16 protein-coding genes and 1 tRNA gene are annotated in these 21,330 nt (G+C 44.1%); 10 read left to right on the top strand and 7 right to left on the bottom strand.

Annotation, left to right across the window (positions count from 1 at the left end):
* Nucleotides 1-946 precede the first annotated feature (946 nt).
* A complete protein-coding gene (locus C8N29_RS12780; RefSeq protein WP_107866460.1) occupies nucleotides 947-1,612 on the top strand; it encodes a ribonuclease T2 family protein in 666 nt (221 codons plus the stop codon).
* Here C8N29_RS12780 and C8N29_RS12785 read toward each other — a convergent pair.
* Complete coding sequence (locus tag C8N29_RS12785; protein ID WP_107866461.1) at nucleotides 1,605-2,846, bottom strand: NAD(P)/FAD-dependent oxidoreductase; 1,242 nt, start codon at nucleotides 2,844-2,846, stop codon at nucleotides 1,605-1,607. The two genes, C8N29_RS12780 and C8N29_RS12785, sit on opposite strands and share 8 nt — an antisense overlap.
* 194 nt (nucleotides 2,847-3,040) lie before the next feature.
* Between C8N29_RS12785 and C8N29_RS12790 the strand changes: the two genes are divergently transcribed.
* The gene (locus C8N29_RS12790; protein ID WP_107866462.1) at nucleotides 3,041-4,459 is read left to right on the top strand and encodes a B-box zinc finger protein; all 1,419 of its coding nucleotides are present in this window, start codon (nucleotides 3,041-3,043) and stop codon (nucleotides 4,457-4,459) included.
* Here C8N29_RS12790 and C8N29_RS12795 read toward each other — a convergent pair.
* Nucleotides 4,456-5,886, bottom strand: a complete 1,431-nt coding sequence (locus tag C8N29_RS12795) for a rhomboid family intramembrane serine protease (RefSeq protein WP_170106985.1) — start codon at nucleotides 5,884-5,886, stop codon at nucleotides 4,456-4,458. The genes C8N29_RS12790 and C8N29_RS12795 overlap by 4 nt on opposite strands.
* Before the next feature lie 42 nt (nucleotides 5,887-5,928).
* Complete coding sequence (locus tag C8N29_RS12800) at nucleotides 5,929-6,723, bottom strand: sulfite exporter TauE/SafE family protein (RefSeq protein ID WP_107866464.1); 795 nt, start codon at nucleotides 6,721-6,723, stop codon at nucleotides 5,929-5,931.
* 285 nt (nucleotides 6,724-7,008) lie between these two features.
* On the opposite strand from C8N29_RS12800, the gene C8N29_RS12805 reads away from it, so the two are divergent.
* From C8N29_RS12805 to C8N29_RS12835, 7 genes are all read left to right on the top strand, one after another.
* Nucleotides 7,009-8,337, top strand: a complete 1,329-nt coding sequence (locus tag C8N29_RS12805) for a TolC family protein (protein ID WP_107866465.1) — start codon at nucleotides 7,009-7,011, stop codon at nucleotides 8,335-8,337.
* On the top strand, nucleotides 8,334-9,494 hold the full coding sequence (locus C8N29_RS12810) for an efflux RND transporter periplasmic adaptor subunit (protein WP_107866466.1): 1,161 nt from the start codon (nucleotides 8,334-8,336) through the stop codon (nucleotides 9,492-9,494). Before C8N29_RS12805 ends, C8N29_RS12810 begins: the two co-directional genes overlap by 4 nt.
* Entirely contained in the window at nucleotides 9,494-10,201 is a 708-nt protein-coding gene (locus tag C8N29_RS12815; protein ID WP_107866467.1) for an ABC transporter ATP-binding protein, read from the top strand. The genes C8N29_RS12810 and C8N29_RS12815 overlap by 1 nt, the downstream gene beginning before the upstream one ends.
* Nucleotides 10,195-11,415, top strand: coding sequence for an ABC transporter permease (locus C8N29_RS12820; protein WP_107866468.1), 1,221 nt, complete (start codon nucleotides 10,195-10,197; stop codon nucleotides 11,413-11,415). Before C8N29_RS12815 ends, C8N29_RS12820 begins: the two co-directional genes overlap by 7 nt.
* Nucleotides 11,416-11,627: 212 nt before the next feature.
* On the top strand, nucleotides 11,628-13,322 hold the full coding sequence (locus C8N29_RS12825; RefSeq protein WP_107866469.1) for a vWA domain-containing protein: 1,695 nt from the start codon (nucleotides 11,628-11,630) through the stop codon (nucleotides 13,320-13,322).
* A 64-nt stretch (nucleotides 13,323-13,386) separates the two neighbouring features.
* Complete coding sequence (locus C8N29_RS12830) at nucleotides 13,387-13,974, top strand: sigma-70 family RNA polymerase sigma factor (RefSeq protein WP_107866470.1); 588 nt, start codon at nucleotides 13,387-13,389, stop codon at nucleotides 13,972-13,974.
* 3 nt (nucleotides 13,975-13,977) lie between these two features.
* Entirely contained in the window at nucleotides 13,978-14,922 is a 945-nt protein-coding gene (locus C8N29_RS12835) for a hypothetical protein (RefSeq protein ID WP_107866471.1), read from the top strand.
* A gap of 58 nt (nucleotides 14,923-14,980) precedes the next feature.
* Here C8N29_RS12835 and C8N29_RS12840 read toward each other — a convergent pair.
* Both C8N29_RS12840 and gltX read right to left on the bottom strand, forming a co-directional pair.
* Nucleotides 14,981-15,055 (bottom strand) — tRNA-Glu (locus C8N29_RS12840).
* Between the two features lie 19 nt (nucleotides 15,056-15,074).
* Nucleotides 15,075-16,583 (bottom strand): glutamate--tRNA ligase, encoded by a 1,509-nt coding sequence (gene gltX / locus C8N29_RS12845; RefSeq protein ID WP_107866472.1) that lies wholly within the window; start codon nucleotides 16,581-16,583, stop codon nucleotides 15,075-15,077.
* Nucleotides 16,584-16,883: 300 nt separating this feature from the next.
* Between gltX and C8N29_RS12850 the strand changes: the two genes are divergently transcribed.
* Nucleotides 16,884-18,491 carry an HD domain-containing phosphohydrolase gene (locus C8N29_RS12850; RefSeq protein ID WP_107866473.1) on the top strand — a complete coding sequence of 536 codons (1,608 nt, stop codon included), beginning with the start codon at nucleotides 16,884-16,886 and terminating at the stop codon, nucleotides 18,489-18,491.
* Between the two features lie 100 nt (nucleotides 18,492-18,591).
* Here C8N29_RS12850 and C8N29_RS12855 read toward each other — a convergent pair whose 3' ends face one another.
* Together C8N29_RS12855 and C8N29_RS12860 are read right to left on the bottom strand one after the other, a co-directional pair.
* Nucleotides 18,592-19,323 (bottom strand): phosphatase PAP2 family protein, encoded by a 732-nt coding sequence (locus tag C8N29_RS12855; RefSeq protein WP_107866474.1) that lies wholly within the window; start codon nucleotides 19,321-19,323, stop codon nucleotides 18,592-18,594.
* Between the two features lie 130 nt (nucleotides 19,324-19,453).
* Nucleotides 19,454-21,280, bottom strand: a complete 1,827-nt coding sequence (locus C8N29_RS12860; protein WP_107866475.1) for a phosphoenolpyruvate carboxykinase (GTP) — start codon at nucleotides 21,278-21,280, stop codon at nucleotides 19,454-19,456.
* Nucleotides 21,281-21,330: the final 50 nt, after the last annotated feature.

The raw sequence follows: 21,330 nt of genomic DNA on the forward strand, positions 1-21,330 counted from the left end.
ATGATAAAAAGATAAAGCAGAGAATGGATGTAACGGCAGTTGATATAGCGTATTGATTGTATGGTGAAAACATACTTTATTAATGGTTAAGACAGCTATATCGTATGAGAATATTTTTCTGTACCCCAAAAACACAAGCGGGGCAGATAAACTGCCCCGATTTGTATCCATCCCGAACTTCCCTACACGTCCTAGTGTCTCCATTCCGTCCTTTTATGCTTCTCAGCAATTGTCCTTTTCCTGTATCCTATAACGCGTCCTGACGAGTCCTTAGTGTAGTCCTCACACTTCCTTCTGTACTTCCCATTACAACTAGCATCCTGCTATATCCTGTACGGCCTTGTGTTGTTCTTCATGAACTATTTTGTCCAACATCCTGTAACCGCCTTGTTGTGTCCATAATAACATAAAACGCTTTGACTACAAGTAGCCATCTGTCAGCTTTTGGCTATGTGGTCGCAAGATAGGAAATCTGTGTTTTTATAAAAAAATTATGTATTACAATTGGTTATGTTTTTTAAATGAGTTTATTTGATGTTGATTTATGGAAAAATAAGTAAAAATCGTACAGTAAATGTCAGATTTTTCCTACAAAATAAAACGTCAAACGGGCGTCAATCAAACACGCTATTTGATGGCTACGGCTAACATAATCGATAGTTTTACGCAGTTGCATGATACAGCTTGGATGTTTTAAGCGTAGGCACTATGTTAGATACACAAATGCTGATTAGATAGCGAAGCGTTACACCGAAATACACTAAGTAATAACAAAAACCTACAGTGCAAAACTCATTTTCAGCGTACCTTTATCACATCAAATAGAGATTCTGTTTTGTCCTGTGACGCGTTGCCCAATCGTTAATGTGGGCTCAAAATTTCAGGCATGATGAGTCCTATCTTTTAGATATCTATAATAATAAAAGATGATAGTGTGAGTGCGTATATGAAGTGGTGTGGTGTGATAGTTCAGGCTTGTCTGCTCGGGGTGTTATGGCCTCCCGTCTCTGTATTGGCTGAAGAACAAACTGCAAATGCGCAACCTATTAAACACCGTTATTTACTATCTATCAATTTAGCGCCTGCATCGTGTACCTTACATCCCGAAACACGTGAGTTACGTCAATGCCAAGAAGGGTATTCATTAATTGTTCATGGTTTATGGACAGAAAAGAGTGCAACGAATAAGCCGACGATTTGTTCGGATAAACCGCCAGAGCTATCCCCTGTTCAGCAACGTGTGCTCGAAAAATTGATGCCTGATGAAACCGTACGTAATGCAGCATGGCAAAAATATGGCGCGTGTATGGGGCTAACAGCACAGCAGTATTTTCGTGCTATTATGTCGTATACCAATAAATTAAAATTACCTGAAATGTTCAAAGAAGAAGGGCTTGACCGTCAAGTTGACCGAGATGAGTTGGCAGCAGCGATTCAAAAGCTCAATACAGGACTCCCTGAGAAAGGCTTTTATTTACGTTGTCAAACTAAGCAAGATAAAACATTTTTAACCGAAGTCCGTGTTTGTTATGACAAAGAAGGGCAGTTTGCCGAGTGTAAAACCTTTAAGCCAAACTGCCCTGATTATATTACCTTAAGAGCCATTAAATAGTCGTATGCCGCTCGGCTTCAAAACGTCGCGCTTCTAACATAGAGCGGTTCAGCCATGTATTTTTAGCAAGTTTCCCCATATTCAGAGCGCTGAATTGAAGACTACTTTTGAGATTATGCCAGTCACTCATTGCCTTAGGTAATTTCATTAAGTGAAAGTTGGCTTGAAATACGCCTTCTTTTGCAGCAATAAAACTCGGGCTAGCCAACGCAAACTGCGGAAAAAGCATAAAGCCAGTCTCACCAAAACTCATTAAACTGGGGATAGGTAATGGCTTAAACTCAAGTAGCGGCTTAGCTTGTGTTTGCCGTTTAATATTTTTAGCAATCAAAGCCCCCATGGGAATCGCGTGATATGCCTGTTTAGGAATGGCGGGTTCAATGCTCACAGTATCACCTGCAAGCCACACATTTGCTATAACGGTTGACTGCAAAAAAGCATTGACAGGAGCGTAACCTTGAGTGGGTGCTAATGGTGTTTGCGCCAGTAATGGATGCGGAATAGCACCTGCACACCATAACGTGACACGGCTATTGAGGCGTTGACCATCATCTAAAACAACCGCATCTTTTTCGACGGCAATCACCGTGCGCCCCATATGCCATGTAATATCTAAGTCCCGCATTTTTCCTCTTAGATAGCTATCTAAACCGTGATAATGCGGCATCAATTGGGTATTTTGTTCAATAACATGCACTTGAAAACGCCATTGTTTTTGATAACGACGTATAATTTCTCCCAGCACTTCTAAGCCTTCAATATTTGCACCGACTAGAACGACAGGTCGGTTACTGATACCTAAACTATCTAGCCTTTGCAGTTGATGAGCTGCGCGTTCTGCATCGGCAATACAGCAAAATGGAATAGCATAGTTGGCAGCGCCTGCGATGTTTGAGACTAAACTTTGATTGCCAATAGCAACAATCAGTTGCTCATAAGGCACATAACTGCCTTTTTTTAATTGTACGCGCTGTTGTTGGTAGTCGATGGCGATGACTTCATCAAGCATAAATTGATGACCCGCCCGTTGAATCAGGTTCGCTCGGTCGTGTCGGAGTTGGTCGGCTTTTTTATGACGAGAAATGAGTTCATGGATATGCGGCAGCCATTCAAAGTCTGGGCTAGGGTCAATGACGGTCACCTCATAATCACGCGCAGAGAGGCCTTTTGCAGCATTCATTCCTGCGAAATTAGCACCAATAATCACAATACGTTGTCGATTAGCAATCAGCATTTGAGGTTCTCAATCAATATGCGAGCTGCTTTTATTGGCAATGTCTCGCGTGAGGTTAGATGGTGAAGTCTGTCGCAAAGTCCTTAGTTAACTCACAATGAGCGTAGGCATCTGGGGTTAAAAATGCTATTTTTTAGTACACCAAATCCGATGAAATAAACGGTTCTCAGCGCTTTAAGGATAACTTAACGACAATGGCTATTGATTATTGTAAATATCATCCCTTGACATTAGCAACATGGCATTGCTCAGGTTGTCATATCAATGTCTGTGATGACTGCACACATATGACCAGCGATGTCGAGGCGCAGCCGCAGTGTTTGTTATGTAATCAGCCGTTAACCATGATGAATGCCGAACGTGCCGTTCCACCTTTTTGGCAAAACTTCACCGATTTTTTACGTTTACCCTTTAATCTTTGGGGATTGATGTGGTTAGTAGTGGTAGCTTTACTGGTCAGTATGGCAAGTCAATTACCCATGCTCTTTGTCGTGGGACTGGGATTTTTTATCAGTACGGTATATGGTTGGTGTTTGTTACAGCAATTGATGTTGGGTGAGTTCAAACCACCGACGCTCGCCGTATTATCTAAATTAGATAAGCGTTTAGCCGTAGAAATGAGTGCTTTTTTGACGGCATTATTGGTGGGGGCGGGTATAGCCGCTGAACGTATCCCGTGGTTAGCCACTTTATTGATGCTCGGTGTGGTTGTATTAATGCCGTTATGGTTAATGGCGGTTGCGGTTGATAAAAGTATCACTGCATTGTGGCAAGCACATGCCTTAAAGCATGTTTTGTCAGCAATTCAATTTGTATATTTACCGATTGCATTCACTGCCGTGGGTTTATCTATTGCTCTGTATAGCATGGTGCATTTATTGGCAGATGTGTTACCAATGACGCTGAATTTAGCCTTACGCCAAGTGGTATATGCCTACGGCGTATGGGTCATTATGGCGGTGTCGGGTTATACGGTATATCAGTTTCATAAAGCGTTGCAGTTGGAGTTAACACAAAAAAAGACGCGTAAACGGGTGGTTATGCGTAAGTTGGATAACCAAACAAACCGTTTGGAAGTCTATCTCAAAGAAGGATTGTATGACCGTGCGGCAGCTTTATTAAAGTCACTGGCCGAAAAGCAAAAAAAAGACCCAGAAATTCAGGCGCGTTATTATCATCTTTTAGTATTTATGCAAGATAAAGAGCAAATTCCGTATCAAGCCTCAAATTATTTAGAAGCCTTATTAGAGGTAGGGCAGATGAGTCAGGCGTTGCAGGTGCTGAATAAGTTACAGTATTTGATGCCTGATTTTAGACCACAAACGCCAGACATCTGTTTCGATTTAGCGAAAGCGTGCGTGGAAGAGCAAGACTATCAACGTGCCGTCAACTTACTGACTAAAATGCATCAGCATTATCCTAATTATGCCAATTTGCCAGAGGCTTATTTATTGTTAGCCAAATTATGGCATGACAAATTAGCGGATAAACATCAAGCGCTAGAAGTATTGGAGTATTTAGTGCTTCGTTTTACACGTCACCCTCGTTTCCCACAAATTCAAGCCTACTGGCGTGAGTTAGGCGGTAAGCCTAAAGAAGATTTTTTACTTTAGGGTATAGGGTCTGTTTTTTGATTAGCGAGTTGCTGGTAATAGCTAGCACGTTGTTGATGATGAAGCTGTTCAAATAGTTGACTGAGGACAAGAGCTGCTTTTTTGGCTAGCACAGATGGACGTTTGCTTTCAGCACCACGTTTATACACCTCTTCAGCTTCTTTGTAGGCAGAAATACGTGCAAAACGCATGGCCAACTTAAAGCAGGTGTCACTGTCTAAGCTGGCAAAACTCAAACTACGCCGTTTATAGTCGTTGTAAATAGATAAAATCAGATGATTATCTGTTTTTTGATTGGCTAAGTTAAAAATCCCCATGGTGGTTGCTTCAAACTCAAGCTCCGCAGGTTTAAATTTAATCAAATGATATAAATGCTCTAGCACACGACGGTCGTCAGGATATTTTTCTAATAATGTCCGTAGTTGTTTTTCGGCATTCGCAAACTGCATCTCGCTAATTTTAGTTAAAATATGATGAAGCTCATGGCGATAGACCTCATCTTTTGGCACTTCATCGACAATCACCTCTTCGGTATCTGGTGTAGGCAGTTTGATAAACCAGCGTTGATATAAAAAGTGCAAGATGATGCCACTCACAAAAGCGACACTACAGGCAGCTAATAACCATAAATCGTGATGGCTCCAGCTATGATACAAAGCATAGGCAATAAATAGAGCCAAAAAAAGCCAACCATTTGTTTTGAGCTGACTGTTGAGTAATCTCAAACTTGCAGTCTGATTAAACCGAATAAAAGCCACACCTAATAGTGCCGAAATAGCACCAAATGCTCCAACAAGCGGAGAGATGGCATGTAAATGCGTGACTAAATACACAATTCCTGCACTGAGACTGCCAACCGCCCAAGCGGTTAAGACAATACCACTGCCCAAACTATGTTCGAGCAAAATGCCCACCAGTAGTAGTAACACAACGGCCAACAAAATATCTGCTGAGTTGTGGTCTAAAAAAGCATAAGTCACAAAGGTAATAGGCCGAAAACGCTGTGCATCTAAGCCTAATATTTGTGTGCTCATTAAATCACGTTGCTCATTAAATATGCGGCGATTTTCTTGCCATTGACTAAACACCTCAGTGTCTAAATAGTCGTCGCCTTGTTTAGTAATAGATGCTGCAAAAGCATAATCAAAACCAATTTGTTGGCTAAGAAGGTCGTATTGACCACGGTCATAGGCTTTTTGTAGGGTATCTAAGGTCTGAGTTTGCTGCTGTTGTAACAGATGTGTGGGGTATAATGGCCACTCTACGGCTAATAAGTGTTGCTGATAATAACGCTGTAGATGCTGCTGACGCGCTGTATCTAAGGGCTGTAACCATGCGAATAATAATAACAGCAATGCACAAATCGCTAAACACAAACGGGGTGGCTTATGATAATCATAGGGTTTGTCTATGGGGGCGATGAGCATATAAACCACCTTATCATGCATTTTGGTTGAGAAAAATCAACACTAATGGCCGAGAATAAAACTTAGCCCGACACAGACTAATAATACAGCAAACAGCTTTTTGAGTGTTTCTGCGGGCAAACGATGCGCTAGTTTGGCACCAACTCGGGCAAATAATAAACTGGTCGCACTGATGCCTAAAAATGCAGGAATAAACACAAAGCCCCATGCGCCTTTTGGCAAGCCTGTTTCATGCCATCCTGCCCACATAAAACCCAATGCTCCTGCGATAGCAATGGGTAGTCCGCAAGCTGAGGCACTGGCGACAGCATGGGTCATGCTCACACCATGTAAGGTGAGGTAAGGGACTGTAAAAGTACCCCCGCCGATGCCAAAAATTGCCGATACCACGCCAATACCACTGCCTGCACTGGCTAATCCGACGGTATTGGGGAGTGGCATATTGCTTAGTTTACCTTTCCAGCCACTAAACATTTGTGCGGCAGTTAATAAAGCGAAACATCCGATAATAATTTCGAGTTGTCGAGCGGGAATAGCATGGGCAATTTGTGCACCAATAATAGAACCAATAAATAAACCCAACGCTAATTTACGCACAATCGGCCATAACACGGCACCGCGTTGATGATGTGCCCAAATAGCACTCAAAGACGTGAGGACAATGGTTGCTAGAGACGTACCAATGGCCAAATGAGTCAAAATATCAGCACTCAGACCTTGCGCCTTAAAGCTAAAGACTAAAACAGGCACAATGACCATGCCGCCGCCAATCCCAAATAAGCCTGCAACAAAACCAGAAAAACAACCCAAAACTAAATACAACACTACATAATCCATCGTTGAACCATTAACCTTATACCCGTATGACTGAGTTATTGCACCGAAATGAGTGCGACAGTCCTTAATAGACATGAGGGACTGTGCTGCGAGATGGCCATTTTCTACCCCTTAGCAAGGTATAGTAGACCGACTTTGCGGATGAGATATCCTGACAAATCTTGCTCAGAAAGATACAAAAAACGTATAAAACCATGACAAATTCTACTACATATCTGACTAAAGCATTCATATTTGTCACATATGATTGCAGGTCAATAGCCGTATCTCAGCAAGGGGAAATTCATGACGAAACGCAGTCCATTTTATTGGATAGGGTTAAGTATGATGATTTTAGTTACGCATCAGGCAAACGCGGCGCAAGATTGTCAGGCGGTACTTACTTCTCCTTTAAGTTTGGAGTCTGCGGTCAATTATGGTTTGTGTCATCACCCACAAAGTCAACACGTATGGGCACAGTTAGCCGTACAAAAAGCGGGTCTAGCCATTAGCCAAGACAGTAATAAACCCGCACTCAGCCTTCAAGCCAGTACAGCAAATACATGGCAAGCAGGTGACAGCCAATCGTCGATGAGTCTGCAAGCACAATTAAATTATTTATTATTTGATTTTGGCGAACGTAAAGCCAGTCAGCAACAAGCCCGTTATTTGCTAGATGCCGCACAACTGATGCTGGATACGACCATTCAAAGCCTGAGTAAAGATATTGTGACGGCCTATTTAGCCGTGTTAAAAGTGCAGGCACAAATTGACGCAAAACAACGAGCCGTGACAGCCGCTCAACAGACTTATCGTGATGCCGAGGCACGTTATCAGGTTGGTAGTGGTACGCCACTGGAGGTGGTACAAGCAAAAGCAGCATTGGCTCAAACACAATTAGTATTAATACAAACCCAAAGTCAATTAGCAAACAGTCGCGGGGCGCTCGCCCTTGCGATTGGCTTAAGCCCACCCAAGCTCCCTGCATTAAGCCCTATCACAAATTTATACACGCCGAATTCTTTGACCGAACAACAATTGAGTCAATGGTTACAACAATCACAGCAACATAGCGATATTCGTATCGAGCAAGCGAATCTTGAGGCGGCCAAGCAAGCTGTGTTAACAGCACGGTCTGCCAATAAACCGTCGGTGTCTTTGTCGGCTAACAGTGGATGGCAAGACCGTGACGGCTCTGCCCAAGACAGTACAGGCTTAGCACTTAATCTAACCGTTCCTTTGGATATCGGTGGCGCTAAACAGGCACGTATTCAACAAGCATTAGCTAAACAGCAAGCGCAAGAAGCCAGTTTATTGGCGAGTCAACAACAGGTAGAGCAAACTGTCTGGCAGGCATTTTATGAGCTACAAGCAGCCGTAGCCACCATACATGCTGCGCAAGAGAGTGTGGCGAGTAGTGATAAAGCATTAAAAGTGGCATTAGCGCGTTATCAGATGGGCTTAAGTACGATGTTAGATGTTCTCAATGCCCAGTCGGTATTGGCAAATAGTCAATTACAGCAAGTTAATGCGCAGTATGACGGTTTAACAGCGCGTGTGGCTCTCAGTTATCGTTTAGGTGAGAGTCTACAACCCACCATTCAACAATTTAGTACGGAGCCGTCTGCACCATGAAACGTTTAAGTCTTATTGTCATGGTTTTAGTCTTGATAGCGGGCGGCGTATGGGGCTATCGTGCACAAACCCAGACGGCCGACCAAACGATATATCGTCAACAAACCATTAGCCGAGGTGATGTTAGTCAGACTATCAGTGCTACAGGCACACTCAACCCCGTGCGTGTGGTGAGTGTGGGTACACAAGTGTCGGGCACCGTGAAAAAATTAAATGTCGACTTTAATGATAAGGTGAGTCAAGGACAAATATTACTGACGCTTGATACCGACCTGATGCAAGCTAAGCTCGCACAAAGTGAGGCTTTATTACACAGTGCGCAGGCAAAACTCACCTTAGCGCAAGCGAATCATAAACGTATGCGCGAGTTATTTGCTCAGCAATACATTTCTCAACAGGAGTTAGACCAGTCGGATGCCGATTTAGCCGCAAATGTAGCGCAATATGCACAAGTAAAAGCCCAAGTACAAAGTGACCGTATCAATTTAGCGAATACGGTGATTCGTTCCCCTGTTGCAGGTGTGGTGATTGACCGTAGTGTGGATGAAGGACAAACCGTGGCGGCCAGCTTTCAAACCCCTACCTTAATCAAAATTGCTCAAGATTTAAGTAAAATGCAAATCAATGCCAGCTTTTCTGAAGCCGATTTGGGAAAGTTAAGCGTCGGTCAGCAAGCCAATTTTAGGGTCGATGCTTTTCCGAATGGGCAGTATCAAGGCACGGTGCGTCAGATTCGTCTCAACCCAAGTACGCAGCAGAATGTTGTTACCTATGATGTGGTAATTGATGTCGCCAATCCTGAGCTTAAACTACTACCCGGCATGACGGCTTATGTGGATATTGATTTAGAGCATAAAGAAAATGTTTTATTAGTGCCCAATGCTGCTTTACGTTTTAAGCCCAGCACTAAAGAAAGCGAAAACAAAACGCAAACCACGACAAGCCGTAAACCTAAACGTGAACGCGGTATGGCAACGGTGTATGTATTGACAGCAGATGGTCAATTAAAAGCGATTCCTTTCAAAGCGGGGATTAGTGATGGCAAGTTTACCGAAGTGCAATCCGCAGCGTTGAAAGAGGGAATGTCCGTGATTGTCGGTGATGGTCAAACAGCCAAGCAGTCCTCAAAAAATAGTGCACCGATGAGGGGTTTTTAATGAAAACCGCCATTATCAATGTGAGCCAGTTAAAGAAGACCTATCATACCGAGGCAGGTGCATTACCTGTGTTACATGGGATTAACTTAGCGATTCACGAAGGCGAATTTGTTGCCATCATGGGGGCTTCAGGTTCTGGCAAGTCAACCTTTATGAATATTTTGGGGTGTTTAGATTCTGCAAGTCAGGGCGACTATACCTTAGCAGGACAATCTGTTGCGCAGCTAAGTCGAGACCAATTAGCACATCTACGCAATCGGGTAATTGGTTTTGTTTTTCAAGGCTTCAATTTATTATCGCGCACCACCTTATTGGATAATATCGCTTTGCCCCTCGTCTATGCAGGTATCCCAAAGACAGAGCGCCAACAACGCGCACAAACCCTATTGACTAAAGTGGGGCTAGAAAAATATAGCCAACACCGACCTAATCAAATTTCAGGTGGGCAACAACAGCGGGTCGCGATTGCCCGCGCCCTTGTTAATCAACCACGTTTAATTTTGGCCGATGAACCCACAGGCAATTTAGACAGTAAAACCAGTCAAGAGGTGATGTCTTTATTTTGCCAATTAAATGATGAAGGTATCACCATTGTATTAGTTACCCATGAGCCAGATATTGCTGCCTATGCCAAACGCTTAGTCCGTTTTAGCGATGGCCATATCGTCGAAGACCATGCCATCACACAACGGAGTTGGCCATGTTAATACCCATGTTGTACGAGGCGTTGGTGGCGATGTTGGCTAATCGCTTACGTAGCTTTTTAACCATGTTGGGGATGATGATTGGGGTGGCTTCTGTGGTGCTGATGTTGGCCATTGGGCAAACCGCGCGTGATTCGGTACAAAAAACCATAGATTCTATGGGTAGCCATTTATTTATTGTATTAGCAGGCTCAGCCAATACAGGAGGATTACGGACAGGCAGTGGTGGAGTCAGTACCCTCACAGTCGCTGATGCAACGGCTATCAGTGAATTAGCAGGGGTCAATGTAACAGCTCCCGTACTACAAACGCGCCAACAATTAGTGGCAAGTGGGACGAACTGGAGTACCGAGATTTTTGGTAGCACACCTGATTATTTAATTGCGCGGGGGTGGCAAATTCAGGATGGAACGTCGTTTGATGACAGTGATGTGCGCCAAAGTCGACGCGTTGCCTTGATTGGGGCGACAGTGGCACACAATCTATTTGCCGATGATAACCCGATTGGTCAAACACTGCGTATTGGTCGAACCCCCTATGAAGTCATTGGGGTATTGGCGGCTAAAGGTCAAAGTTTAGATGGACGCGACCAAGACGATACAGTGATTGTTCCCTTAACCAGTGCACAACGCTATTTGGTAGGTAATCGCTGGCGTAATTCCGTACGTATGATATTGGTACAAGCCACAGATGAGTCCGTTATGCCACAGGTAGAAGGAGATATGGATACCTTGCTACGTGAACGTCATAAAATCGCGATAGAAGCAGAGCCTGATTTTTCGATACGTAATCTCGCAGCGATTGCACAAACGGCTGCCGAAACCGCCAAAACTATGTCGTTATTATTGGGCGCAATTGCGTCTATTTCCCTTGTGGTAGGCGGTATCGGGATTATGAATATTATGTTGGTGTCGGTCACTGAGCGTACCCGTGAGATTGGTATTCGTATGGCGATTGGCGCACGCCAGCGTGATGTTTTGAGTCAGTTTTTGTTAGAGTCGGTCATGATTTCAGTGACAGGTGGCATTATCGGTTTGTTAGTCGGGATGGGCTGTGCGCAGTTAGTCGGCTCAATGTGGCAAACCAGTGTCAGTGTTTCGATGGATGCCGTGATATTAGCGTTTAGTGTTGCTGCGGTGACGGGTGTCAGTTTTGGCTTTTATCCCGCCTACAAAGCCTCTCGTTTAGACCCAATCGAAGCCTTACGTTATCAATAGGCGCATGTCAGTCAGTTTGTTAAAACAGTCAATAGAGCTTAAAGCCTATCTCTTACTCACGCTGCATGACTGCGACGCGTCTATGCAGCCACCGTAACTAAAAATAATGGATGTGTTTTAACCCTTTTTAGCCCTATGTTGCGTTTACTGAATAAAGCGGGCTACTTTGTATGTAACTAGCCCATCTCTCTTTATTAAACGGAATGTAAATAATGAAATATCCCACCTTTAGCCTTATCGGCAGTCTGTTATTGGTGAGTGCATGCTCACAAAAAGAAATCGCTAACACGCCTGCTAAACCGCAATCTAGCCCTGCACCAAGCGTGATGGCGGAGCAATCAATGAGCGCTGAGTTGATGACAGGTCACTCTCAGGCAACAGGTAGTGCTAGCGCATCTCTAGGTGCCATGCGGCATAATATGGCCTTAGCTAAGATAGCTAGTCCTGCTGTTAGTATGACAGACCGTGCACTGAGGCATGAGGAACGGGATAAATTTAGCCATTTTTCGGATAATCCGATTAAACAAGTGAGTTTAGAACCTGTTTCTACCTTCAGTTTAGATGTAGACACAGGCAGTTATGCACTGGTACGTCAATATTTGCGTCAAGGTCGTTTACCGCCAACCGATGCTGTTCGTACAGAAGAGTTGATTAACTACTTTACTTATGAAGAGATACATCATCCCAGTCAACATCCGTTTGCTGTGCATACCGAATTAACGACTGCACCGTGGCAGCCAGCCCATTATCTATTAAGAGTGGGCGTTCAGGCTCAAGAACAACAACGACAAGAGCTTCCTCCAGCGAATTTAGTATTTTTAGTTGACGTGTCAGGCTCAATGGATGACGCCAATAAACTGCCCTTAGTCATTCGGAGCTTAGAGTTATTAACGGAGCAGCTACGCGCACAAGATAGTGTGTCCTTAGTGGTTTATGCAGGTCGCACAGAGGTGGTTTTAGAGCCAACGGCAGGCAACCGTAAAGCAGAAATAAGAGCCGCTTTAGCACGGTTGCAAGCAGGCGGTAGCACAGCAGGGGCGTCGGCTTTGAATTTGGCCTACCAAATGGCGCGTAAGGCTTACAAAAAAGACGGTATCAATCGTATCTTATTGGCGACGGATGGTGATTTTAATGTGGGTGTTACGGATACGCAGCAAATTAAGGACATCGTACAGCGTGAACGTGAATCAGGTGTGACCTTATCGACCTTAGGTTTTGGTCTAGGGAATTTTAATGACGCCATGATGGAGCAAATAGCCGATGTTGGTAATGGCAATTATAGCTATATTGATTCATTAACGGAGGCGCGTAAGGTGCTAGTCGATGAGTTAAGCAGTACGTTTCATACAGTTGCGCAGGATGTCAAAATACAAATTGAGTTTAATCCCCAGTATGTCCGTGAGTATCGACTGATTGGTTATGAAAATCGTCAGTTAAAACGTGAAGATTTTAATAATGATAAAGTCGATGCAGGTGATGTGGGCGCGGGAAAACGTGTGACGGCTATTTATGAAATTACGCCTAACGGCGCACCATCCTCAGTAGATGCCTTGCGTTATCAGCAAGCACTTAAAAAAGCAGCAGTATCAACGCCAGAGTTTGCATTTTTGAAAGTACGCTACAAACACCCCAACAAAACACAAAGTGTGTTGTGGTCACAGGCTTTAGTCATGCCGAAAACGGTGACTGAATTTAGTCAAGCAAGTGTAGACCACCGTTTTGCCTGTGCTGTAGCAGGTTTTGGTCAATTACTGCGTCAGTCTACACAAATGGCAAATTTCAGCTATCCTCAGCTCTTAGCGATTGCACAGCAGGCCAGCGCAAATGACCGTTTTGGTTTACGCTCAGAGTTTTTACAATTAGTACAAAACGCGAATAGTCTGACTAATCCCAGTCATCATGAATAAGGGCGGGCTGAGGCATGGTCATTGATTATGATAGGCCTCGGACGTAGCACCAAGGAGACGTGGATTGACCTTAACACAGGCACGTATCACTCCGTCTAAAGTGAATGCCAATAGTCGAGATGAAGACCTGATGTTGGCCTACCAACAGCAGCACCCACAGGCGTTTGATTATTTGTATCAACGCTATCGTCAGCCTTTGTTTTCTTATTTGATGCGGGTTTTTAATGACCAAAGCCTTGCCGAAGATGTGTATCAAGACATATGGCTGACCTTAATTAAGCAGCGTCAGCAGTATCAACTGACAGGTAGTTTTAGAAGTTATTTATTTTGTTTGGCACATACCCGTGTGATGGATATGTGGCGCCGACAAGGACGTTTGTCCTTAGAACATTCATGGTCTTTAGAAGAGCATGATACCACAGCATGTGCATGGTATGAGCCAGAAGCACAACTCGCACAATGGCACTTGGCTCAACGATTAGCACATTGTTTACAGCAGCTACCTGACGAGCAACGCCTCATTATGTTATTACGCTTGGAGCTGGATACAGGATTATCTCAATTAGCACAACAACTCAATATCGCTTTTGAAACCCTAAAAAGTCGCTTCCGTTATGCACAAGCTAAAATTCAACGCTGTTTAGGCGAATAAGTCATGAATCCAGATGAAGTAGACCCTAAGCTAAAAGCCTTATATCAGCAAATGCCTACGTTTGAGCCGTCTAAACAGATTGACCAATATCTCTTAGACCAAGCCTATCGTGCGCCCATACGCTCGACATGGCGACCCGTATTTGCGCTGGCGGCAAGTTTGGTTTTAGTCAGTAGTTTAGTTTGGTATTGGCAGGCACAGCCGCCGCAGACCGTTAGCCAAACCATTCAGCGTGAGGTGACCTCTGCCAACGTACCGCTTACGAGGACAGAAGAAAAAGCGAGTCATGCACAAGCAGCCGCGTCTCCGCCTGCACTGGCTGTCGAGCCTATGCCTGCTATGAGTCAGCCAAGCGCGATGACAAAAACGCTATCTCATCCTGAGACTATCATGACTGCGCCTCAGACTCATCAAGCAGAACAAGAACGGCTGGAAATAGTCGCGGCTGCGCCTGCGATAACAGCCGATAAATCCATCGCCAGTGACACCGTAGAGGCCATAACAAACCCAGCCGTGATGTCAGCACCGATGAATAGAGCAAGCATGGCCAAACCCGTACTCAAAGAGCAGCAAGCTATCATGATAGAGCAGGTTTATATCGGCATGACAATAGACGCAGAGCATGCTCGTGGTTGGCAATGCCAAACTGAGGTGTGTCATATGCAATTAGAAAAGCCGTTACACACACAGTATTGGTACATACCGGCTCAAGGCGCGGAGCTTAATGCGTATGTGAATGCACAACGGGTACATACAATAAGACTCCGTCAACACATGACAGATATCCGTCAGACTCAACAAGCATTATTGACGCTAGGTACAGACTCAGCCGCACGTTGTGCAACAGAGCAAGGTGAGTTTTTACTCACACGAAAACTGGGCACACAATTACTACACTTGCGTTATCAAAACGCACACGTTGAGTTAATTATTTGCCAATCGGAATAGAAAGGTATGGATAACGGTAGATAATAAAAAAGCCAGCAATGAGCTGGCTTTTTAGATTTGGTGATCCCACGGGGAATCGAACCCCGGTTACCGCCGTGAAAGGGCGATGTCCTGACCGCTAGACGATGGGACCGCATCTGAGGCCGCGAATATTAAATCTCTTCGTGGGGGGTGTCAACACTTTTTAACGACTGCCAGTGCTTTTGCCATTCCGATTGCTCATTTTTTGACAATCCGCCTAAAATATCAACAGCTTGGCGTAAACGTGCAAAGGTTAAGTCCGCTCCCAAGATGCCCATAGACTCCATGACGGGTGTACTAGACGGGCTACCTGCAATGGCCACAAAAAATGGAAACATAAAATCGCGCAACTTATAACCTAAAGCGGTACTGAGTTGACTGAGTACTAAACTAATTTGGTCATGGTTCCAAATGCGTAACTGCTCAAAATCCCATAGGGCATATTGTAAAATGCGTTTAATTTCATCGGGCGTGAGTTTTTTATGTGCAAAGCGTTCGGCGCTTAAATTAACGTTGCCCGCAAAAAAGAAGGCAGCCCATTGTGCAGCGTCAGACAGGGTTTGAATACGCGGCTGAATTTGTTTGGCCACTAAACTTAAATACTGAGGGTTGATAGCCCATTGTTGAAATGCCGCCATAAAGTCGGTTAACGGCAACTCTTTGAGCCATTGACCATTTAGCCAACTGAGTTTTTCGACATCAAAGATAGGCCCTCCTAAGGATACGCGGCTTAAGTCAAAGTGGCTAATCATCTCTGCGAGACTAAATTTCTCACGTTCGTCAGGCATAGACCAACCCATACGACCCAAATAATTGAGTAAGGCTTCGGGTAAATAGCCCATACGTTGATAGTAGGTGATACTGGTCGGGTTTTTGCGTTTACTGAGTTTGCTTTTATCGGGATTACGTAACAAGGGCATGTGGCATAAAACAGGTGCTTGCCAACCAAAGTATTTATACAACAATAAATGTTTGGGTGCAGAGTTAATCCATTCTTCACCACGAATTACATGGGTAATTTCCATTAAATGGTCGTCAACGACATTCGCTAAATGGTAAGTCGGTAGACCATCGGCTTTGAGTAAGACTTGCATATCGACATTTGCCCAGTCAATTTCAATCTTACCGCGTAGCATATCGTCAACCTCACATACCCCTTCGCGGGGGACTTTCATGCGAATGACATGGCTTTCACCTGCGGCGAGTTTGGCATGGATTTGCTCGGTAGAAAGCTGCAAACAATGACCATCGTAACCTAAGTTTTCTTTATTGGCCTGTTGTTGTTGACGCAGTGTTTCTAAACGGTGGCTATCACAAAAACAATGAAAAGCATGACCTTTAGTGACCAATTCGGCTGCATGTTGTTGGTAAATGGCACTGCGTTCACTTTGACGATAGGGAGCATGTTTACCGCCGACGTCTGGGCCTTCGTCCCATGTTAAACCTAACCATTTGAGCGACGCCAAAATTTGTGCTTCTGACTCTAAGGTTGAACGTACTTGGTCGGTATCTTCAATACGCAAAATGAATTGACCGCCGTGTTGACGGGCAAAACAGAGGTTAAATAAGGCGATATAAGCAGTTCCCACGTGTGGAAAACCAGTCGGTGATGGAGCGATACGAGTACGGACAACAGTCATTGTATGGCCTGATTAACTAAAAAATAATGCGCGATTATATCAGGACTTTAAGACCCTGCATCCTCTCGACCCAACATAGTCGCGAATTTCATAGCGGATATGTCTAAAGAACCAAGAGCGTCAATATCACTATCCATTAAGATTTGATACATAGCTAACAAATCCCGTTCAGACAAAAAGTTATATTGCACAAAGAGTATGCTAAAGTGTTATGAAGGGATATGAATGTGCGTACTTGAGTCAGTATCGCTAGCAATCCTTCAGTGTTATGGCGTGATATATAGTCTGGGTTGAGTCAAGATGGCACAAGTCGAATTGGATAAAGATATTTTTTGGCGTTTAATTGAAATCAGTACCGCGCTGTCGAGTGAGCGTAACACGGCACGACTCTTTGAAAAAATATTGGATGCCGCTCAAGACTTTACAGGCGCAGACGGCGGCACTTTGTATTTGCTAAAAGAAAAGCACAACAAACAAGTCTTAGAGTTTGAAATTCTGCGTAATAACTCGCTGAATTTAACCTTAGGCGGCACGTCAGGCCGACCCATCCCGTTTGCACCCTTACCTCTATACCGAGATGATGGCACACCGAATCATAATAATATTGCCACTCATACTGCCTTAACACGCAAAATGGAAAATATTGCAGATGCCTATTGTGCTAAACATTTAGATTTTTCTGGAACGAAAGCCTTTGATGCGCGGGCAAATTATCGTTCCCAATCCTTTTTAACAGTCCCCTTGTGTAACCATGCCGACGAAGTGATTGGTGTCTTGCAGCTTGTTAATGCCAGAGATGCACAAACGGGGCAAACCATCTCTTTTAGTCCACAAATTGAACCCATTGTTGCTGCTTTAGCTTCCAGTGCCGCAATTGCCTTAGAAAATCAAATTCTTTTACAAGACCATAAAAACTTACTCGATGCCTTTGTACAAGTTATTGCACAAGCCATTGACGCCAAATCCTCACATACCTCTGCCCATTGCCAACGTGTTCCTGCACTGACAGAGTTAATTGCTAAAGCGGCTTGTGCTACGCAAGAAGGGCCACTGAAAGATTTTGATTTAGATGAAAGTGACTGGTATGAGCTAAGAGTGGCTTCATGGTTACATGACTGTGGCAAATTAGCCACTCCTGATTATTTATTAGATAAAGCGACTAAATTGCATTTACTACATGATGGCATTGATACAGTAAAAGCGCGTTTTGCCGCATTGATGGCACAAACAGAAACGGCTTATGTAAAGAAAATGTTGGCTATGCCGTTAGCACAAGCCGAATTAGCGCAAGAATTAGCACAAACCTTAGAGGCATTAGCGCAAGATTGTGCCTTTATTGAAATAGCTAACAAAGGCGGTGAGTTTATGAGTCCAGAGGCGAAAGCACGGATACACGCCATTGCTGAGCAATATTGGCAAGATACTAAAGGCCAACGACAGCCCTTACTCACTCCTGAAGAAGTGAGTTTTTTGTGTATCGAGCGTGGCACTATTAGTTTTGATGAGCGCCAAAAAATTAATGACCACATGACGGTCACAATTCAAATGTTAGAGTCTTTACCTTTTCCTAAGAATTTGAAACGTGTACCTGAGTATGCGGGTGGTCATCATGAAAAAATGGATGGTACAGGTTTTCCTAAGGGCTTAAGACGAGAGCAAATGTCTTGGCCAGCCCGTATGATGGCGATAGCAGATATTTTTGAAGCACTGACCGCCAGTGAGCGCCCTTATAAACCTGCGATGAAAATTTCACAGGCCTTGTCTATTTTGCAAAGAATGCGTAACCAAAATCATATTGATGGGGATTTATACCATTTGTTTTTAGAAGCGAAGGTTTGGTACACCTATGCGAAAACCTTTTTAAAGCCCGAACAATTAGACGTAGAAGATTATCAGCCTTATCTCTAGTGCCCTTTATAAAGCAGCCATACGTGTACTGAGCGCGGTCAACCTGTTTGTTGCCTCGCTCACTATCCTCAAACATCCTTATACAGCTTGAGTTTAGTACTTAAGGTTCAAGAGACTTGAGGTGTAAGGTTGTTTCATCTCTTGAGGGACTCAGCCTTGCTAAACCAGTGAGTGCTTTATGAAAGGGGAAATATAGGGCTAAACAGACATACCAACAAATGATAGCAGAACTAAAATCGTGAGAAGGAAAATGCGCTCCGCGTGCCCACTGACCCAGTCCAAATAACGTCCCTAAGCTAATCACAACCGTCAAAATGCTACTTGCCCACCGTGGTTTGTAGTGTAAACAAACAAAATATAAGCTAAATAGCGAAAAAGCCCCCGAAGAATGGCCACCGGGAAAACATTGACTAATTCCTAAATATTCAGGTTTATCACGCCATAGACCATAAAAAGTAACATGACCACCGTAACGGGTTAAGTCCCAAGGACAATCCATATTGGTTATATGTTTAAGGAGATTAACCAAGCCCGTGCCTAACGCAATACATAATAAAATGTAAAGCGCCACTTGACGGTATGGACGTAAATGAGGAATTTTTAAGCTGGCTATAGCCATCAATAAACTGGCAAGCGCAATGGTAAAAATGAGTTTGCCGCCGCCTTTATGAATGAGTCGGTCTGCCCACCAACTGTCGCGGCCAATGAATTCACCATACCTAAAAAAAAAGTCACCTACCATAAAATCGAGGGGTGTCAACAAAAATAATAGGCCGACCAATGTGCTGATAAACAAGGGAATAATGAGGGCTTTGTGTAAGGAAAAGGGCATAATGTGCCAACCATAATAACGACTGTTATATGATAACAAGGCACAAGAACGCGAAACTTAATAAAAACTTAATTGCTACAAAATAAAAAGGACGCTAAGAAGCGTCCTTTTGATGAACAAAAGACGGATATTAAACGTCTATTTTTTCACCGAGTGTCTGACGACGTGTTTTTAAGCTGGCAGGTAATTTGTCAGCAATTTTACTAAATAGCTCATCATGGCTGGCTAATTCACGTTGCCAAGCGGCTTTATCTTGGCTAGTGACAGCAGTGAAAAGCTCTTGGCTAAACTCACTACCTTCCCAAGATAAATCTTCATAACGTGGCACAACACCAATTGGGGTGTCTTGACCTGTAGCACGGTTTTCACAGCGGTCAATAATCCATTGTAAGACGCGCATATTTTGACCAAAACCAGGCCAAATAAATTTGCCATTGGCATCGGTACGGAACCAGTTCACATTGAAGATTTTGGGTAGCTTGGCACCAGACGCTGCAAGTTTTTCACCTACAGTTAACCAATGTGCGAAATAGTCACCAACGTGATAGCCACAGAACGGCAACATTGCAAAGGGGTCACGACGCACAACACCTTGTTGCCCAACCGCCGCAGCGGTAGTTTCTGAACCCATCGTTGCTGCTTTGTAGACCCCATCTTGCCAGTCGGTTGCTTCTACAACCAGAGGCATGGTATCGCCACGGCGACCACCAAAAATAAAGGCAGAAATTGGGACGCCATTCGGATTTTCCCAATCTGCATCGATTGATGGACATTGACCCGCAGACACAGTAAAGCGAGAATTGGGATGAGCGGCTTTACGACCACAATCGGGCGTCCAATCTTGACCTGTCCAGTCAATCAAATGGGCTGGTGCAGTTTTGCTTAGACCTTCCCACCATACATCGCCATCATCTGTTAAGGCAACATTCGTAAAGATGACGTTTTTATCTAAAGTCGCCATACAATTCGGGTTAGTCGTGGTGTTAGTACCGGGTGCGACACCAAAGAAACCTGCTTCTGGATTGATGGCATATAAACGGCCATCTGCACCGGGTTTTAACCAAGCGATATCGTCACCCACAGTTTCAATTTTCCAGCCTTCAAAACCTGCAGGGGGGACTAACATAGCAAAGTTAGTTTTACCGCAGGCAGAAGGGAAGGCCGCAGCAACATAGTGCTTTTCGCCTTGTGGATTAGTCACGCCTAAAATTAACATATGTTCAGCTAACCAACCTTCATCACGTCCCATCACAGAAGCAATACGTAAGGCTAAACATTTTTTACCTAATAGGGCATTACCACCGTATCCAGAACCAAATGACCAGATTTCACGAGTTTCTGGGTAATGAACAATGTATTTTTCGGGATTACATGGCCATTTAACGTCATCGGCAGCCGTTAAAATCGGTTGGCCAACCGTATGCACACAGGGTACAAAATTGCCATTTTCACCTAAAACATCATAAACAGCTTTGCCCATACGCGCCATGATACGCATATTGACAACGACATAAGGGCTATCTGATAACTCAACACCAATTTGTGCAATATGGCTACCTAATGGCCCCATAGAGAATGGAACGACATACAAGGTACGTCCACGCATGCAGCCTGCGAATAAACCGTTTAATTTATCACGCATAACCGCAGGGTCTTCCCAATTATTGGTTGGGCCTGCATCTTCACGTTTAGCAGAGCAAATAAAGGTACGTTCTTCAACGCGCGCAACATCGGAAGGGTCAGAGCTGGCGAGGTAAGAGTTAGGACGTTTTTCGGGGTTTAGCTTGCGCATCATGCCTGTACTGACCATCAGGTCTAACAAGCGTTGATTTTCCTCTTCACTCCCATCACACCATTCGATGCGGTCTGGTTGTGTAAGTGCCGCAATTTCGGCGACCCAAGCGATAAGTTTTGTATGTTTGACAAAAGAGGGAGCATTGACAATAGTTTGACTCATGGTGTGAGGCCCAATCAACTAAAAAACATCCATGCACTACAGGGGTGACC

Source organism: Agitococcus lubricus (genome assembly GCF_003051055.1).
GTDB classification, from domain to species: Bacteria; Pseudomonadota; Gammaproteobacteria; order Pseudomonadales; family Moraxellaceae; genus Agitococcus; species Agitococcus lubricus.

Excerpts from the sequence above, each read along its gene's own strand:
- C8N29_RS12825 (WP_107866469.1), top strand. The coding sequence starts at position 11,628 with ATGAAATATCCCACCTTTAGCCTTATCGGCAGTCTGTTATTGGTGAGT.
- C8N29_RS12850 (WP_107866473.1), top strand. The coding sequence starts at position 16,884 with ATGGCACAAGTCGAATTGGATAAAGATATTTTTTGGCGTTTAATTGAA.
- C8N29_RS12805 (WP_107866465.1), top strand. The coding sequence starts at position 7,009 with ATGACGAAACGCAGTCCATTTTATTGGATAGGGTTAAGTATGATGATT.
- gltX (WP_107866472.1), bottom strand. The coding sequence starts at position 16,583 with ATGACTGTTGTCCGTACTCGTATCGCTCCATCACCGACTGGTTTTCCA.
- C8N29_RS12780 (WP_107866460.1), top strand. The coding sequence starts at position 947 with ATGAAGTGGTGTGGTGTGATAGTTCAGGCTTGTCTGCTCGGGGTGTTA.
- C8N29_RS12820 (WP_107866468.1), top strand. The coding sequence starts at position 10,195 with ATGTTAATACCCATGTTGTACGAGGCGTTGGTGGCGATGTTGGCTAAT.
- C8N29_RS12855 (WP_107866474.1), bottom strand. The coding sequence starts at position 19,323 with ATGCCCTTTTCCTTACACAAAGCCCTCATTATTCCCTTGTTTATCAGC.
- C8N29_RS12795 (WP_170106985.1), bottom strand. The coding sequence starts at position 5,886 with ATGCTCATCGCCCCCATAGACAAACCCTATGATTATCATAAGCCACCC.
- C8N29_RS12835 (WP_107866471.1), top strand. The coding sequence starts at position 13,978 with ATGAATCCAGATGAAGTAGACCCTAAGCTAAAAGCCTTATATCAGCAA.
- C8N29_RS12860 (WP_107866475.1), bottom strand. The coding sequence starts at position 21,280 with ATGAGTCAAACTATTGTCAATGCTCCCTCTTTTGTCAAACATACAAAA.
- C8N29_RS12790 (WP_107866462.1), top strand. The coding sequence starts at position 3,041 with ATGGCTATTGATTATTGTAAATATCATCCCTTGACATTAGCAACATGG.
- C8N29_RS12810 (WP_107866466.1), top strand. The coding sequence starts at position 8,334 with ATGAAACGTTTAAGTCTTATTGTCATGGTTTTAGTCTTGATAGCGGGC.
- C8N29_RS12785 (WP_107866461.1), bottom strand. The coding sequence starts at position 2,846 with ATGCTGATTGCTAATCGACAACGTATTGTGATTATTGGTGCTAATTTC.
- C8N29_RS12815 (WP_107866467.1), top strand. The coding sequence starts at position 9,494 with ATGAAAACCGCCATTATCAATGTGAGCCAGTTAAAGAAGACCTATCAT.
- C8N29_RS12800 (WP_107866464.1), bottom strand. The coding sequence starts at position 6,723 with ATGGATTATGTAGTGTTGTATTTAGTTTTGGGTTGTTTTTCTGGTTTT.